Origin of the sequence: Paracoccus binzhouensis (assembly GCF_016446475.1) — a bacterium.
GTDB lineage: Bacteria > Pseudomonadota > Alphaproteobacteria > Rhodobacterales > Rhodobacteraceae > Paracoccus > Paracoccus binzhouensis.
The window spans coordinates 160,623-174,390 of the sequence record NZ_JAEHFP010000001.1; the positions used below are offsets into that span (position 1 = coordinate 160,623).

Annotated in this window: 14 protein-coding genes and 1 pseudogene; 14 read left to right on the forward strand and 1 reads right to left on the reverse strand. The window is 69.7% G+C overall.

Annotated features, from left to right (window positions below):
• The first annotated feature begins 9 nt into the window (after positions 1 to 9).
• From I9P22_RS00765 to I9P22_RS00830, 14 genes are all read left to right on the forward strand, one after another.
• Positions 10 to 435 carry a hypothetical protein gene (locus tag I9P22_RS00765; RefSeq protein ID WP_199257514.1) on the forward strand — a complete coding sequence of 142 codons (426 nt, stop codon included), beginning with the start codon at positions 10 to 12 and terminating at the stop codon, positions 433 to 435.
• Positions 435 to 1,091, forward strand: a complete 657-nt coding sequence (locus I9P22_RS00770) for an ABC transporter ATP-binding protein (protein WP_199257515.1) — start codon at positions 435 to 437, stop codon at positions 1,089 to 1,091. Before I9P22_RS00765 ends, I9P22_RS00770 begins: the two co-directional genes overlap by 1 nt.
• Positions 1,088 to 2,380, forward strand: coding sequence for an ABC transporter permease (locus I9P22_RS00775; protein ID WP_199257516.1), 1,293 nt, complete (start codon positions 1,088 to 1,090; stop codon positions 2,378 to 2,380). Before I9P22_RS00770 ends, I9P22_RS00775 begins: the two co-directional genes overlap by 4 nt.
• 99 nt (positions 2,381 to 2,479) lie before the next feature.
• Positions 2,480 to 2,887: a DUF2946 family protein gene (locus I9P22_RS00780; protein WP_199257517.1), complete on the forward strand. Its 408-nt coding sequence runs from the start codon at positions 2,480 to 2,482 to the stop codon at positions 2,885 to 2,887.
• A gap of 66 nt (positions 2,888 to 2,953) precedes the next feature.
• Positions 2,954 to 3,940, forward strand: a complete 987-nt coding sequence (locus I9P22_RS00785; RefSeq protein ID WP_199257518.1) for a copper chaperone PCu(A)C — start codon at positions 2,954 to 2,956, stop codon at positions 3,938 to 3,940.
• Positions 3,927 to 4,547, forward strand: a complete 621-nt coding sequence (locus I9P22_RS00790) for an SCO family protein (protein WP_199257519.1) — start codon at positions 3,927 to 3,929, stop codon at positions 4,545 to 4,547. Before I9P22_RS00785 ends, I9P22_RS00790 begins: the two co-directional genes overlap by 14 nt.
• 443 nt (positions 4,548 to 4,990) lie before the next feature.
• The gene (locus I9P22_RS00795; protein WP_199257520.1) at positions 4,991 to 6,268 is read left to right on the forward strand and encodes an ABC transporter substrate-binding protein; all 1,278 of its coding nucleotides are present in this window, start codon (positions 4,991 to 4,993) and stop codon (positions 6,266 to 6,268) included.
• 85 nt (positions 6,269 to 6,353) lie between these two features.
• Entirely contained in the window at positions 6,354 to 7,316 is a 963-nt protein-coding gene (locus I9P22_RS00800) for a carbohydrate ABC transporter permease (protein WP_199257521.1), read from the forward strand.
• On the forward strand, positions 7,313 to 8,146 hold the full coding sequence (locus tag I9P22_RS00805) for a carbohydrate ABC transporter permease (protein WP_199257522.1): 834 nt from the start codon (positions 7,313 to 7,315) through the stop codon (positions 8,144 to 8,146). Before I9P22_RS00800 ends, I9P22_RS00805 begins: the two co-directional genes overlap by 4 nt.
• Positions 8,147 to 8,149: 3 nt before the next feature.
• Positions 8,150 to 9,151 (forward strand): ABC transporter ATP-binding protein, encoded by a 1,002-nt coding sequence (locus tag I9P22_RS00810; protein WP_199257523.1) that lies wholly within the window; start codon positions 8,150 to 8,152, stop codon positions 9,149 to 9,151.
• Positions 9,152 to 9,193: 42 nt separating this feature from the next.
• Positions 9,194 to 9,979, forward strand: a complete 786-nt coding sequence (locus I9P22_RS00815) for a ThuA domain-containing protein (RefSeq protein ID WP_199257524.1) — start codon at positions 9,194 to 9,196, stop codon at positions 9,977 to 9,979.
• Positions 9,979 to 11,028, forward strand: coding sequence for a Gfo/Idh/MocA family protein (locus tag I9P22_RS00820; RefSeq protein ID WP_199257525.1), 1,050 nt, complete (start codon positions 9,979 to 9,981; stop codon positions 11,026 to 11,028). Before I9P22_RS00815 ends, I9P22_RS00820 begins: the two co-directional genes overlap by 1 nt.
• A 157-nt stretch (positions 11,029 to 11,185) precedes the next feature.
• A complete protein-coding gene (locus tag I9P22_RS00825; protein WP_332908982.1) occupies positions 11,186 to 12,319 on the forward strand; it encodes an aminodeoxychorismate synthase component I in 1,134 nt (377 codons plus the stop codon).
• Positions 12,271 to 12,906 carry an aminotransferase class IV family protein gene (locus I9P22_RS00830; RefSeq protein ID WP_199257527.1) on the forward strand — a complete coding sequence of 212 codons (636 nt, stop codon included), beginning with the start codon at positions 12,271 to 12,273 and terminating at the stop codon, positions 12,904 to 12,906. The genes I9P22_RS00825 and I9P22_RS00830 overlap by 49 nt, the downstream gene beginning before the upstream one ends.
• Positions 12,907 to 12,911: 5 nt before the next feature.
• On the opposite strand, the pseudogene I9P22_RS00835 reads toward I9P22_RS00830, so the two are convergent.
• Positions 12,912 to 13,675 (reverse strand): annotated as a pseudogene (locus I9P22_RS00835) (IclR family transcriptional regulator).
• Positions 13,676 to 13,768 lie beyond the last annotated feature (93 nt).

A 13,768-nucleotide genomic window follows, 5' to 3' on the forward strand; every position in this document is an offset into this window, starting at 1 on the left:
GATGATGCCATGAACCGCCGCGCCCTGCTGACCGCCTCGCTGCTGATGCCGCTTCTGCCCCGCGGCGCGCTGGCCGCGCCCGAGGCGCTGAAGTTCCGCGACCTTTACGTCCGCGGCCGCCAGCTGACGCCGCGCGCTGCCGCGCTGGCCGGGCAGGAGGTGACGATGATCGGCTACATGGCGCCGCCGCTGAAGCCCGAGATCGACTTCTTCGTGCTGACCAAGCTGCCCATGTCCACCTGCCCGTTCTGCGAGACCGAGGCGCAATGGCCCGACGACATCGTGCTGGCGCTGACCGACCATCCGGTGCGCCCGGTGCGCTATACCGACCTGATCCGGGCGACGGGCATCTTCGAGACCGGCTTTCAGACCGATCCCGAGACCGGCTTCATCAGCTTCCTGCGCCTGCGCGGCACCCGCTACGAGAAGCTGTGATGGCGCGGCTTTCGGTGCGCGGCCTGCGCCATGCCTTCGCTGCCGGGCCGGTGGTGGCGCTGGAGGCGCTGGAGCTGGAGCCGGGCCGGTTGACGGTTCTGACCGGCCCCTCCGGCTCGGGCAAGACCACGCTGCTCTACCTGCTCTCGGGGCTGATCCGGCCGCAGGCGGGGGCGGTGGTCTGGGACGGGGTGGACCTGGCGCGGCTGCCCGAGCGCGCCCGCGACCGCTGGCGGCGCGGCAATGCCGGCTTCGTCTTTCAGGATTTCCACCTGCTGCCCGAGCTTTCGCCCCTGCAGAACGTGCTGATGCCGGCGCGCTTCGCCGCCTTCTCGGCCCGGCGCCATGCCGGGCGGGGGGCCGAGCTGTTGCGGCGTTTCGGCGTGCCCGACCGCCGCCGCGTCGCCCTGCTGTCGCGGGGCGAACGGCAGCGCACCGCGCTGGCCCGCGCCCTGCTGCTGGACCCGGCGGTGGTCTTTGCCGACGAGCCGACGGCCAGCCTGGACGCCGCGGCCGGGCGGGGGGTGGCCGAGGCGCTGCAGGCGCTGGCGGCCGAGGGGCGCTGCGTCATCGCCGCCAGCCACGATCCCGACCTGATCGCGCTGGCCGGGCGCCGCCTGCATCTGGAACATGGCCGGATCGAGGTCTTCGCATGAACCCCGTCCCCTTCGTCCGGGCGTTGCTGGCCCGCAACCCGCGCACCATCCGGCTGTTCGCGGCGCTGGTGGCGCTGGCCGCCGCCCTGGGCATCGCCGTCAGCGCGCAGGAGCGGGCGCTGCGCCAGGGCTCGGCCCGCGCCGCCGACCGCTTCGACCTGATCGTGGCGGCGCCGGGCAGCCAGACCGACCTGCTGATGTCCGCCGTGTTCCTGCGCCCGACCCAGGTCGAGCTGCTGCCCGGTCCGCTGGCGCATCGGGTGCTGAGCGACCGGGACGCGGAATTCGCCGCGCCGCTGGCCTTTGGCGACAGCCATGGCGACAGCCCGGTGATCGGCACCACCGCGGATTTCGTCGCCCATCTGAGCGGCGGCCTGGCCGAGGGCCGCGGCTTCGCGCGCATCGACGAGGCCGTGGTCGGCGCGCTGGTCGAGGGCGAGATCGGCGCGGCCCTTGCGATCCGCCACGGCCATGCCGACGACGTGGCGGCCGGGCTCGATGCCGACCACGCGGCCGAGGCGCATGAGCACGAGCACCACCACGACCACGGCCACGACCATGCGGCCGAAGACGGCCATCACGAAGACGGCCATCACCACGAGGATGTGGTGATCACCGGCCGGATGCGGCCGACCGGCACGCCCTGGGATCGCGCCGTGGTGGTGCCGGTGGAATATATCTGGTCGGCGCATGTCATGGGTACCGGCCATCCGCCGGGCGACGAGCGCATCGGCCCGCCCTGGCAGGCCGAGCTGATGCCGGGCCTGCCGGCCATCGTGATGAAGCCCGCCAGCGTCGCCGACGCCTACGGGTTGCGGGCGCGCTACCGGACCGAGGCCTCGACCGCCTTCTTCCCGGCCGAGACGCTGATCGAGCTTTACGCGGTGATGGGCGATGCCACCCGGGTCATGCTGGGCCTGACCCTGGCCGCGCAGGTGCTGATCGTGGCCGCGATCCTGGCCGGCATCCTGGCGGTGCTGGACCTGCAGCGGCGCAGCTTCGCCGTGCTGCGGGCGCTGGGGGCGCCGCGGCGCTATGTCTTCCTGTCGGTCTGGCTTTATGTCGCGGTCATGGTGCTGGGCGGGGCGCTGGCCGGCCTGCCGCTGGGCTGGGCGGCCTCGCAGCTGGTCTCGGCCCTGATCTCGCGCGAGACGGGCGTGGCCTTCGCCGCCACGCTGGGCTGGTCCGAGCTGGCCATGGCCGGCCTGCTGGTCCTGGCCGGCTTCCTGCTGGCGCTGTTGCCGGCCTGGCGGGTCTATCGCCAGCCGGTGGTCGAGGGGCTGCGCTGAACGCAAAGGCCCGGCCGAATGCCGGGCTGCGGCACATTGTCCCTTTCCCTGCGCGCGGATTTCTGCCACCCCTGCGGCCGCAATCTCGCGGATGAAGGCATGGGCGCGCTGGCCGGACGACAGCAGGCAAGGGGAAGCGGCCGCCGGCTGATCGGCTGGCTGGCCGTGCTGCCCTTCCTGCTGCTGTCACTGATCGTGCCGGGCACCATGCTGGCGCGGGATGCCCAGGGCGGCGTGACCGTGGTGCTCTGCGCCGGCGACGGCGTGGTCGAGATGATCATGGCCGCCGATGGCAGCCTGTCCCCGGTTGGCAAGGCCCCGCATGGCGACCATCGCCCCTGCGACTGGGCGCCGCACGGCCAGCCGCTTCTCGGCACCGACATCGCCGCGGCGCCGGCACCGCTGCTGCAGGCGCTAGGCCTGGCGCGGGTGCTGGACCTGCCCGGCCATCTGCATCGCGCCGAGATGCTGGCGCCCTCGGCGCGGGGACCGCCGCCACTCGCCTGATCCGAGCTTTCCGATCCGCGCGGCCACGGGCCGGCGGTTCACGTCCCTATTCAGACGAGAACGATCATGAAGAATCCTGTCTTTGGCGCGCTTTGCGCCTCGGCGCTGGCCCTGGCCGCCGCGCCTGCCCTTGCCCATGCCACGCTGGAACAGTCCGAAGCGCCCGCCGGCGCCGCCTATCGCGCGGTGATCCGCATCGGCCATGGCTGCGACGGCCAGGCGACCAACACTCTGCGCGTGCAGCTGCCCGAGGGTTTCTACAATGCCAAGCCCATGCCCAAGGCCGGCTGGACGCTGGAAACGGTGAAGGGCCCCTATGCCCAGCCCTTCGACAATCACGGCACCCCGATGACCGAGGGCACGCGCGAGGTGATCTGGTCCGGCGGCGATCTGCAGGACGACTGGTATGACGAATTCGTCATCCGCGGCACGATCGGCGCCGATGTGACGCCGGGCACGGTGCTGTATTTCTCGACCGTGCAGGAATGCGCGGAGAGCAAGGAGAAATGGATCGACGTCACCGGCAACAAGGAGACGCCGAACCCCGCCCCGGGCGTGACCGTCGTCGCGGGCAAGGCCGAGCATGGCCACGGCCACGGCCATGGCGCCGCCGCCCCGGCCGGCAAGGCCGCGCCGGTCACGCTGGGCGATCTGACGCTCGGCGGGGCCTTCACCCGCGCCACGCCGCCCGGCGCGCCGGTGGCGGGCGGCTTCCTGACCATCGCCAATGCCGGTGCGGATGACCGGCTGGTCTCGGCCAGCGTCGATTTCGCCGGTCGGGCCGAGATCCACGAGATGGCGATGGAGGGCGATGTCATGAAGATGCGCCAGCTGCCCGACGGGCTGCCGATCCCGGCCGGGGCGACGGTTGAACTGAAGCCCGGGGGCTATCACCTGATGTTCATGGATCTGAAGCAGCCGCTGGTCGAGGGCGAGACCGTCAGCGTCACGCTGCAATTCGAGAAGGCGGGTGAAGTCGAGGTGCCGATGGCGATCGGGCCGATGAATGCCGGCAGGCATGGTGGAAAGGATGGTGGACATGGCGGACATTAAGCAGGGCTCGCCGCTGCGCCCCCTGCGCTATGCGCTCTGGGCGTTGGTCGTGGTCGCGCTGGCGGCGGTCGGCTGGATGAAGTTCGGCGCCCCGCGCCTGGCCGAGGTCGCCGATGCCGGCACCGCCTCGCTGGGCCGCGGCGATTACCGGCTGGTCGCCACCGACGGCACCGAGTTCACCGAAGCGACGCTGAAGGGCCAGCCCTCGGCGGTGTTCTTCGGCTTCACCCATTGCCCCGATGTCTGCCCGACCACGCTGGGCGACATCGCCGGCTGGCAGGAGGATCTGGGCGCGGATGCCGGCAAGCTGCGGGTGTTCTTCGTCACCGTCGACCCCGAGCGCGACACGGTCGATGCGCTGCGCGACTATGTCTCGTGGGTGCCGGGGGTGGTCGGCGTCTCGGGCACGCCCGAAGAGGTCGCCAAGGCGGTGAAGGCCTTCCGCATCTATGCCCGCAAGGTGCCGCAAGAGGGTGGCGAATACAGCATGGACCATTCCTCGACCATGTTGCTGTTCGACAGCAATGGCGAGTATGCTGGGCTGATCGGCTACCAGGAAGACCCCGAGCGCGCCATGGCCAGCCTGCGGCGGCTGCTGGCAAGCTGAACCCCGGCGGCGCCGGCCGGGCCCGGCCGGCGCCGTTTCCGTTTCGGGCCGGGGTTAGGGGGCATGCCCGGAATCGGCCATCCGAAATGTTTTGGAATCCTCCGGCGCCGGCCGATTCCCGGCGGCGCCGGATGATTCGCGCCGCGCGCTCCGGCTTTGCCACCAAGCGGGCGCATGAATGTTAGCGCATGACATCGGCGAGGCCGGGCATGGGGCGACCCGCTTCGGCTCTGCTGCGCGCCTTCCCTTGGGAAACGCATGGTTTTCTGCCGCTCCCGGCAGGCCGCCGCCCGCCCGATGCCGCCATCCACCGGAATTCTTGACCGGAATCGGCGAATGCGCTAGGACTTCCCGAAAGGTTTCGGATCGACTTCGGCAAGCGCCGGAAAGGCGCCGGGACCGCAAGCGGCGCTGGGAGGCGCCTTGAGAAGGGGGAGGATTTGATGGGGATTTTCAGTCGGGACGCGCTGCGTCCGGTGGCATTGGCCGCGCTTCTGGGCGCCGTCGCCTTGCCCGCCATGGCCGACGAGCTTTTCTATGTCGCGGGCGGGGTCGGCAAGCAGGCCGAGCATTTCAAGGAGCTGGTGAAGCCCTGGGAGGAGCGCACCGGCCATACCGTGACCCTGGTGCCGATGCCGCAATCCAGCTCGGACCAGTTCGCGCAATACCGGCTGTGGCTGGCGGCGGGGACCGAGGACGTGGACCTGTATCAGACCGACGTGATCTGGGCGCCGCAGCTTTCGGAATATTTCGTCGACCTGTCCCAGGCGGCCAAGGACATCGTTGGCGAGCATTTCCCCTCGGTCATCGAAAGCCAGACCACCGAGGGCAAGCTGGTGGCGCTGCCGCTTTATACCGACGCGCCGGCGCTTTACTACCGCAAGGACCTGCTGGAGAAATACGGCAGGGACGTGCCGAAGACCTGGGCCGAGCTGACCGAGACCGCGAAGCTGATCCAGGAGGGCGAGCGGACCGCCGGGCAGGGCGACCTGTGGGGCTTCGTCTGGCAGGGCAATGCCTATGAAGGCCTGACCTGCAACGCGCTGGAATGGGTGAAATCCTTTGGCGGCGGCCAGATCGTCGAGCCGGACGGCACCGTTTCGATCAACAACCCGCAGGCGGTGGCGGCGCTGGAGCTGGCGGCCAGCTGGATCGGCACCATCAGCCCGCGCGGTGTGCTGGCCCACAAGGAGGAGGAAGCACGCGGCGTCTGGCAGACCGGCAATGCCGTCTTCATGCGCAACTGGCCCTATGCCTTCGCGCTGAGCGCCGGCGAGGACAGCGCCGTCAAGGGCAAGTTCGACGTGGCGCCGCTGCCCGCCGGCACCGCCGAGGTCGGCTCGGCCGCCACCCTGGGCGGCTGGAACGTCGCGGTGTCGAAATTCTCGACCAAGCAGGAGGCGGCGATCGACCTGGCGCTCTATCTCGCCTCGGCCGAGGCGCAGAAGCGCCGGGCGCTGCTGGACGGCAACCTGCCGACCGTGGTGGCGCTTTACGACGACCCCGAGATCGCCGAGGCGGTGCCGCTGATCCCGCGCTGGAAAGAGGTCTTCGCCAATGCCGTGCCGCGCCCTTCGGGGCCGACCAGGAGCAAGTATAACGAGGTTTCGTCGAAATTCTGGTCGGCCGTGCATGACACGCTGTCGGGCAACGGCACCGCGGCCGAGAACCTGGAGCTTCTGGAACTGGACCTGACCGATCTGCAAGGCTCGGGCTGGTAGGCCGCCTTGCGCGGGCCGGCGGGTTTCGCCGGCCCAGACTGGTCCTTCCCGACCGGCCATCGCGGCCCGACGAGGAGTTTTCCCCATGACTGACCCCATCGCGGGCCGCGCCGGCGGTCCGAGCCTGCGGCAGCGTCGGCAAAGGGCGGCCTTCTGGTTCCTGGCCCCAATGCTGTTTGCGCTGCTCTGCGTCGCCGCCTGGCCGCTGGCGCGCACCATCTGGTTCTCGCTGACCAACACCACGCTGTCGAACCTCTATGGCGGCGAGTGGATCGGCTTCGACAATTACCTGTCGATGCGCACGCTGTCCTCGGGCCGGGTGGTCTGGCGCGGCACATTGGTCGATCCGGCCTGGTGGAACGCGGTCTGGAACACCGTCCGCTTCTCGCTGATCTCGGTCGGGTTCGAGACGGTGCTGGGCCTGATCGTCGCGCTGGTGCTGAATGCCGAGTTCAGGGGCCGCGCCCTGGTGCGCGCCGCCATCCTGATCCCCTGGGCGATCCCGACCATCGTCTCGGCCAAGATGTGGGCCTGGATGCTGAACGACCAGTTCGGGATCCTGAACGACATCCTGCTGCGGCTGGGGCTGATCGGCGAGAAGATCGCCTGGACCGCCAGCACCGAGACCGCGATGACCGCCGTGCTGATCGTCGATATCTGGAAGACCACGCCCTTTATGGCGCTGCTGATCCTGGCCGGCTTGCAGATGGTGCCGCGCGACATCTACGAGGCGGCGCGGATCGACGGCGTCCATCCGGTCAGGGTGTTCTTCCGCGTCACCCTGCCGCTGATCAAGCCGGCGCTGATGGTGGCGGTGATCTTCCGCATGCTGGACGCGCTGCGCATCTTCGACCTGATCTATGTGCTGACGCCGAATTCCGCCGCGACCAAGACCATGTCGGTCATCAGCCGCGAGAACATGATCGACTTCGACAAGTTCGCCTATGGCGCGGCGCAATCGACGCTGCTCTTCGCGATCATTGCCGTCTTCGTCAGCGCCTATATCTGGCTCGGCCGCGTGGACCTGGGCGGGGAGGGCTCGAAATGACCCGTCACAAGCTGCTGAAGCGGATCGCCTTTTATGCGCTGGTCGCGGTGATCGTCGTCTTTTCGGTCTTTCCCTTCTACTATGCCGTCGTGACCAGCTTCGCCTCGGGGACGGCGCTGTTCCGGGTGAACTACCTGCCCGCGGGCTTCGATCTGCGCAATTACCAGGCGGTGCTGGGGTCGAAGAACTTCCTCTATTCCATCGGCAACTCGCTGCTCATCGCCACGGCCACGGTGGGGCTGTCGCTGTTCCTGGGCGTCACCGCCTCATATGCGCTGGCGCGGGTGCGGTTCCGGGGGCGGGGGCTGTTGCTGATGACCATCCTGGCCGTGTCGATGTTCCCGCAGATCGCGGTGCTGGCCGGGCTGTTCGAGCTGGTGCGCTTCCTGGGCATCTTCAACACCCATTGGGCGATGATCCTGTCCTATACGATCTTCACGCTGCCCTTCACCGTCTGGGTGCTGACCACCTTCATGCGCGACCTGCCGGTCGAGATCGAGGAGGCGGCCATCGTCGACGGCGCCAGCCCCTGGATCATCATCACCCGGGTCTTTCTGCCGCTTCTGTGGCCGGCGATGGTGACCACCGGGCTTCTGGCCTTCATCGGCGCCTGGAACGAGTTCCTGTTCGCGCTGACCTTCACCAGCACCGAAAGCATGCGCACCGTGCCGGTGGCCATCGGCCTGCTGTCGGGCGCCTCCGAGCAGGAGATCCCCTGGGGCCCGATCATGGCCGCCTCGGTCATCGTGACGGTGCCGCTGATCGTCCTCGTCCTCATTTTCCAGCGCAAGATCGTGGCGGGCCTGACCGCCGGCGGCGTGAAAGGTTGAACCATGGCCAAGATCGAGTTGAAGAACGTCACCAAGTCCTATGGCGGCCTGCAGGTCATCAAGGGCATCGACCTGGAGATCCGCAAGGGCGAGTTCATGGTCTTCGTCGGCCCGTCCGGCTGCGGCAAGTCCACGCTGCTGCGGCTGGTCTCGGGGCTGGAGGAGATCACCAGCGGCGACATGCTGTTCGACGGGCAGCGGGTGAACGACCTGGTGCCTTCGGATCGCGGCATCGCCATGGTGTTCCAGAGCTATGCGCTTTACCCGCATATGAAGGTCTATGACAACATGGCCTTCGGCATGAAGCTGGCCAAGGCCGGAAAGGCCGAGATCGACCGCCGCGTGCGCGAGGCGGCGCGGCTTCTGCAGATCGAGCACCTGCTGGATCGCCTGCCCAAGCAGCTGTCGGGCGGCCAGCGCCAGCGCGTCGCCATCGGCCGGGCCATCGTGCGCGACCCGCGCGTCTTCCTGTTCGACGAGCCGCTGTCGAACCTCGACGCGGCGCTGCGGGTGCAGACGCGGCTGGAGATCGCCCGGCTGCATCACGGTATGGAGGACGTGACGATGATCTACGTCACCCATGACCAGGTCGAGGCGATGACGCTGGCCGACCGCATCGCCGTGCTGCGCGACGGGCGGCTGGAGCAGGTGGGCACGCCGGCCGAGCTTTACGAGCGGCCGAACTCCACCTTCGTCGCCGGCTTCATCGGCAGTCCCAAGATGAACTTCCTGACCGACGGTTTCGCGCATGCGCATGACTGCGCCACCCTGGGCATCCGCCCCGAGCATATCGACATCGTCGAGGCTGGCCCCTGGTCGGGCGAGGTCGTCCATGCCGAGGATCTGGGCGCCGACCATTACCTTTTCGTCGAGATCGGCGCGGCCGAGCCCCTGGTCGTGCGCCAGCCCGGCAAGCTGGCCCGGCCGCTGGGCATGCGGCTGAGCCTCGCGCCGCGCGACGGCCACCTGCACCGTTTCGACGCCAACGACGCGCCGATCCGCTGAAATCACCACCCGCTCCCGCAGGGGAGCAACAAGGAGCGATGAATGACCATCCGAGTCACTGTCTGGGGCGAGAACGTCCACGAGCAGAAGAACCAGACCGTCGCCGGGATCTACCCGGACGGCATGCACAACACCATCGCCGCGGCGCTGAACCGCGATCCGGGCATCGCGGCCGGCAGCGTGACCCTGCAGGACCCCGAGCACGGGCTGACGGCCGAGAAGCTGGCCCAGACCGACGTGCTGATCTGGTGGGGCCATTGCGCGCATGGCGAGGTGCAGGACGCGGTGGTCGAGCGCGTGGCCGAGGCGGTCTGGTCCGGCATGGGCATGATCTTCCTGCATTCGGCGCACTTCTCGAAACCCTTCAAGCGGCTGATGGGCACGCCCTGCAACCTGACCTGGCGCGAGGCGGGCGAGCGCGAGCGGCTGTGGCTGACCTCGCGCAACCATCCCATCGCCGCCGGCCTGCCCGATCATTTCGAGCTGGAGCACGAGGAGATGTATGGCGAGCCCTTCGGCGTGCCCGAGCCGCTGGAGACCGTCTTCGTCAGCTGGTTCGCGGGCGGTGAGGTGTTCCGCTCGGGCCTGACCTACAAGCGCGGTGCCGGGAACCTGTTCTATTTCCGCCCCGGCCACGAGACCTATCCGACCTATCACGACGCCAACGTGCAGCGGGTGATCCTGAACGCGGTGAAATGGGCGTATAACCCGGCCGCGCGGCTGGCCGAGCCGACCGTCGCGCCCAATGTCCCGGTCGAGCAGGCGCTGGAGCCGATCGAGGAACGCGGCCCCAAGCTGCATGCCGCCGGCGAGGAGGGCTATCGCTGATGGTTCGGCTTCTCGTCATCGGCACCGGCGGCATGGCGGCGAACCATGCCCGCGCCTTTGCCGCCCTTCCCGGCGTCGAGCTGGTCGGCGGCGTCGATCCGCGGCCTGGGCCGCTGGCCGCCTTCAACGCCGAGCACGGCATCGCGCGCGGCTTTGCCAGCCTGGACGAGGCGCTGGCCTGGGGCGGGTTCGATGCCGCGACCAACGTGACGCCGGATGCCGCGCATTGCCCGACCACCATGCCGCTGCTGGCGGCGGGCAAGCATGTGCTGTGCGAAAAGCCGCTGGCCACCAATGCCGCGGATGCCGGCGCCATGGCCGAGGCGGCGGCGCGGGCCGGCGTGGTGAACATGGTCAATCTCAGCTATCGCGACGTGCCGGCGCTGCAAAAGGCCGCGGCCATGGTGCGCGCGGGCGATATCGGCGAGGTGCGGCATTTCGAGGCGAGCTACCTGCAAAGCTGGCTGACCCAGCCCAGCTGGGGCGACTGGCGCACCGATCCGAAATGGCTGTGGCGGGTCTCGACCGCGCATGGCTCCAAGGGGGTGCTGGGCGACGTGGGCATCCACATCCTCGACTTCGCCACCTTCATCGCCGGGCAGGACGCGGCGCAGGTTTCCTGCCTGCTCAAGGTCTTCGACAAGGCGCCCGAGGGGCGGATCGGCGATTATGTGCTGGATGCCAACGACAGCGCCACCATGCAGATCGTGCTGGAGAACGGCGCGCTGGGGACGGTGGCGGCGACGCGCTTCGCCACCGGGCACCTGAACGACCTGCGGCTGCGACTCTATGGCGACCGGGGCGGGCTGGAGGTCGGCTTCGAGAACCGCGTCAGCCGGCTGCGCGCCTGCCTGTCGCCGGATCTGGAAACCGCCGCCTGGCACGAGGTCGAATGCCCGCCGGTGCCGACCATCTACCAGCGCTTCATCGCCGCGATCCGCGGCGAGGGCGCGGCCGATCCCGATTTCGCCCGCGGCGCGGCGCTGCAACGCCTGCTGGACCGGGCCGAGGAATCCTCGGTCGAGTCCGGGCTCAGCCTCGCCGTCTAGGCGCAAGCGATCCGGCGGCGGCCTCCTCCCTCCTGCCGCCGCCGGACAACCGCTTCCCGGCCCATCGCCACCGCGGCATTGTCGCGCCGCTTCCATCGCGGCCATTGTTCCCGGCGCCCCCGCCATGCTACCCCGCGCCGCGAGAATGGAGGCGCGCGTGATCCTTTGCGAATTCGGTCCTGACGGCGGGCCGGTCCTGTTCCGGGACCCGCGGGAATTGCTGGTGGTGACCCGCCCCGAGGATGTGGCCTCCGCGCTCGACCATCTCGAGGCCCGGCGCCGGCAGGGGGCCTGGATCGCCGGCTACCTGTCCTATGAACTCGGCTATGCGCTGGAGCCGGTGCTGGCCCGTGACATGCCGGCGGAACGGCGCACGCCGCTGCTGGCCTTCGCCGTCCATGATGCGCCCGAGCCGGCCCCGCCGCTGCCGGCGGGCGACACGGCCCGGCTGGCGCCGCTGGCGCCGATGATCTCGCAGCAGGATTATGCCACCGCCTTCGCGCGGAGCCGCGACTATATCGCGGCCGGCGACTGCTACCAGATCAACCTGACCTTTCCCATCGGCTCGCGCCTCGTCTCCGGCTCGGCGCTGGAGCTTTACGCCGCGCTGGCCGCGCGCCAACCGGTCGGCTTCGGCGCCTATGCTGACCTGGGGCAGGGCCCGGTCGTGGTGTCGCGCTCGCCCGAGCTGTTCTTCCGCCTCGACGCGCAGGGCCGGATCGAGGCGCGGCCGATGAAGGGCACCGCGCCGCGCGATCCCGATCCGGCGCGCGACGCGGCGCTGGCGGCGGCGCTGGCGGCATCGGAAAAGAACCGGGCCGAGAACCTGATGATCGTGGACCTGCTGCGCAACGACATCGCCCGCATCTCGCGCCTGGGCTCGGTGCGGGTGCCCGAGCTTTTCGCCGTGGACAGCTTCGCCACCGTCCACCAGATGAGCTCGCGCGTGGTGGGCCAGCTGGAGCGCCCGGCCGAGCTGGGCGCGATGCTGCGGGCGCTGTTTCCCTGCGGCTCGATCACCGGCGCGCCCAAGATCCGCGCCATGCAGATCATCCGCGAGGTCGAGCCGTTCCCGCGCGGGGTCTATTGCGGGGCCATCGGCTGGATGGCCCCGGATGGCGCGGCCTGCTTCTCGGTCGCCATCCGCACGCTGTCGGTCTGGCCGGATGGCGAGGTGACGCTGAATGTCGGCGGCGGCGTGGTGCAGGATTCGACCGCCGAGGGCGAATGGGAGGAGGCGCTATGGAAGGCCCGCTACGCGCAGGATCTGACGACCCCGGGCTGCGGCTGATCGAGACGGTGCTGTGGGACGGCGCTGGCTGCCCGCGGATCGAGGGGCATCTGGCGCGGCTGGCGGCTGGCGCGCGGGCGCTCGGCTGGCCCTGTGACGCGCAAGCCGCCCGCGCGGCGCTGGTCGTACCCCTGGACCGGCCGGCGCGGCTGCGGCTGACGCTGGACCGCCTGGGGCGGATCGAGGTGACGTGCGCGCCCCTGCCGCAATCGCGGCCGGAATGGCGGCTGGCGCTGGCCGGCACCCGGCTTCGCTCGGACGATCCCTGGCTGCGGCTCAAGACCACGCGGCGGGGGCATTACGACGCCGCCCGCGCCGCGCTGCCCGAGGGGATCGAGGAGGCGGTCTTCCTGAATGAGCGCGGCGAGGTCTGCGACGGCACCATCACCACGGTCTTCTTCGACCGCGGCCGGGGGCTTTGCACGCCGCCGCTGTCCTGCGGGCTGCTGCCCGGCGTGCTGCGGGCCGGGATGCTGGCCGCCGGCGCCTGCCGCGAGGATGTGCTGACCGCCGAGGATCTGCCGCATGTCCGGTTGTGGGTCGGCAATGCGCTGCGCGGGCTGATCCCGGCCGTTTGGATGGGCTGAGCGGTTCAGACCAGTTCGGCCAGTTCCGCGGCGGCGCGACGCAGGGCCGGCAGGTGCGACATCATCGCCTGCATCGACATGCGCTGGATCGGGGCATGGAAGGTCAGCAGCGCCAGCACCCGGCCGCGCCCGTCCAGTGCCGGGACCGAGGCGGCGACCATGCCGGGGATCAGCTCCTGGTTGTCGGTGGCATAGCCCTGCTCGCGGATGCGCAGGATCTCCTGCTGCAGGGCGGCGGCGCTGGACAGCGTCCGCTCGGTATAGGGTGCAGTTTGGCATGGCGCAGGTAATGCTCCAGGCTGCCGGGATTCATGAAGGCCAGGCAGGCCTTGCCCGCTGCGGTGGCATGCAGCGGCACCCGCGTGCCCAGCGCGATCACCAGCCGCAGCGGCCAATGCGTCTCGACCCGGTCCACATAGACCAGCGAATCGCCGTCGGGGATCGAGATCGAGCAGGTCTCGCCCACCGATTCGAACAGCCGCACCAGCACGTCATGGCGTGCCAGGTCGAACTGCGCCGCATGCATCACCCCCAGCATCATCCGCCGCAGCTTGTGGCCGGGCAGGTAGCTGCGCCCGTCGAGCTGCCGCGACAGGTAGCCCTCCTGCTCGAGATGGGCGACGAGGCGGTGGATGGTCGGCTTGGGCAGGCCCAGGTCGGCATTGATCTCGGTCGCGGTCAGCGGCCGGCCGGCGCGCGCCAGCACTTCCAGGATCTGCAGGTTGCGCAGGCTGGGCGAGGTGCCCGAACCGGGATGCGGATCTTTCATGGTCGGCTTTCATGGTCGGCCTCGACATTTCAGTCTTATTACCCCACCGTCCCGGCAGGTCCAGAGCCGGGGCGGCGAATATGCCCGGTTTTC

What these genes read in the sequence shown, in the direction of transcription:
- I9P22_RS00765 (WP_199257514.1), top strand. Translation starts at nt 10, where the DNA reads ATGAACCGCCGCGCCCTGCTGACCGCCTCGCTGCTGATGCCGCTTCTG.
- I9P22_RS00770 (WP_199257515.1), top strand. Translation starts at nt 435, where the DNA reads ATGGCGCGGCTTTCGGTGCGCGGCCTGCGCCATGCCTTCGCTGCCGGG.
- I9P22_RS00775 (WP_199257516.1), top strand. Translation starts at nt 1,088, where the DNA reads ATGAACCCCGTCCCCTTCGTCCGGGCGTTGCTGGCCCGCAACCCGCGC.
- I9P22_RS00780 (WP_199257517.1), top strand. Translation starts at nt 2,480, where the DNA reads ATGGGCGCGCTGGCCGGACGACAGCAGGCAAGGGGAAGCGGCCGCCGG.
- I9P22_RS00785 (WP_199257518.1), top strand. Translation starts at nt 2,954, where the DNA reads ATGAAGAATCCTGTCTTTGGCGCGCTTTGCGCCTCGGCGCTGGCCCTG.
- I9P22_RS00790 (WP_199257519.1), top strand. Translation starts at nt 3,927, where the DNA reads ATGGCGGACATTAAGCAGGGCTCGCCGCTGCGCCCCCTGCGCTATGCG.
- I9P22_RS00795 (WP_199257520.1), top strand. Translation starts at nt 4,991, where the DNA reads ATGGGGATTTTCAGTCGGGACGCGCTGCGTCCGGTGGCATTGGCCGCG.
- I9P22_RS00800 (WP_199257521.1), top strand. Translation starts at nt 6,354, where the DNA reads ATGACTGACCCCATCGCGGGCCGCGCCGGCGGTCCGAGCCTGCGGCAG.
- I9P22_RS00805 (WP_199257522.1), top strand. Translation starts at nt 7,313, where the DNA reads ATGACCCGTCACAAGCTGCTGAAGCGGATCGCCTTTTATGCGCTGGTC.
- I9P22_RS00810 (WP_199257523.1), top strand. Translation starts at nt 8,150, where the DNA reads ATGGCCAAGATCGAGTTGAAGAACGTCACCAAGTCCTATGGCGGCCTG.
- I9P22_RS00815 (WP_199257524.1), top strand. Translation starts at nt 9,194, where the DNA reads ATGACCATCCGAGTCACTGTCTGGGGCGAGAACGTCCACGAGCAGAAG.
- I9P22_RS00820 (WP_199257525.1), top strand. Translation starts at nt 9,979, where the DNA reads ATGGTTCGGCTTCTCGTCATCGGCACCGGCGGCATGGCGGCGAACCAT.
- I9P22_RS00830 (WP_199257527.1), top strand. Translation starts at nt 12,271, where the DNA reads ATGGAAGGCCCGCTACGCGCAGGATCTGACGACCCCGGGCTGCGGCTG.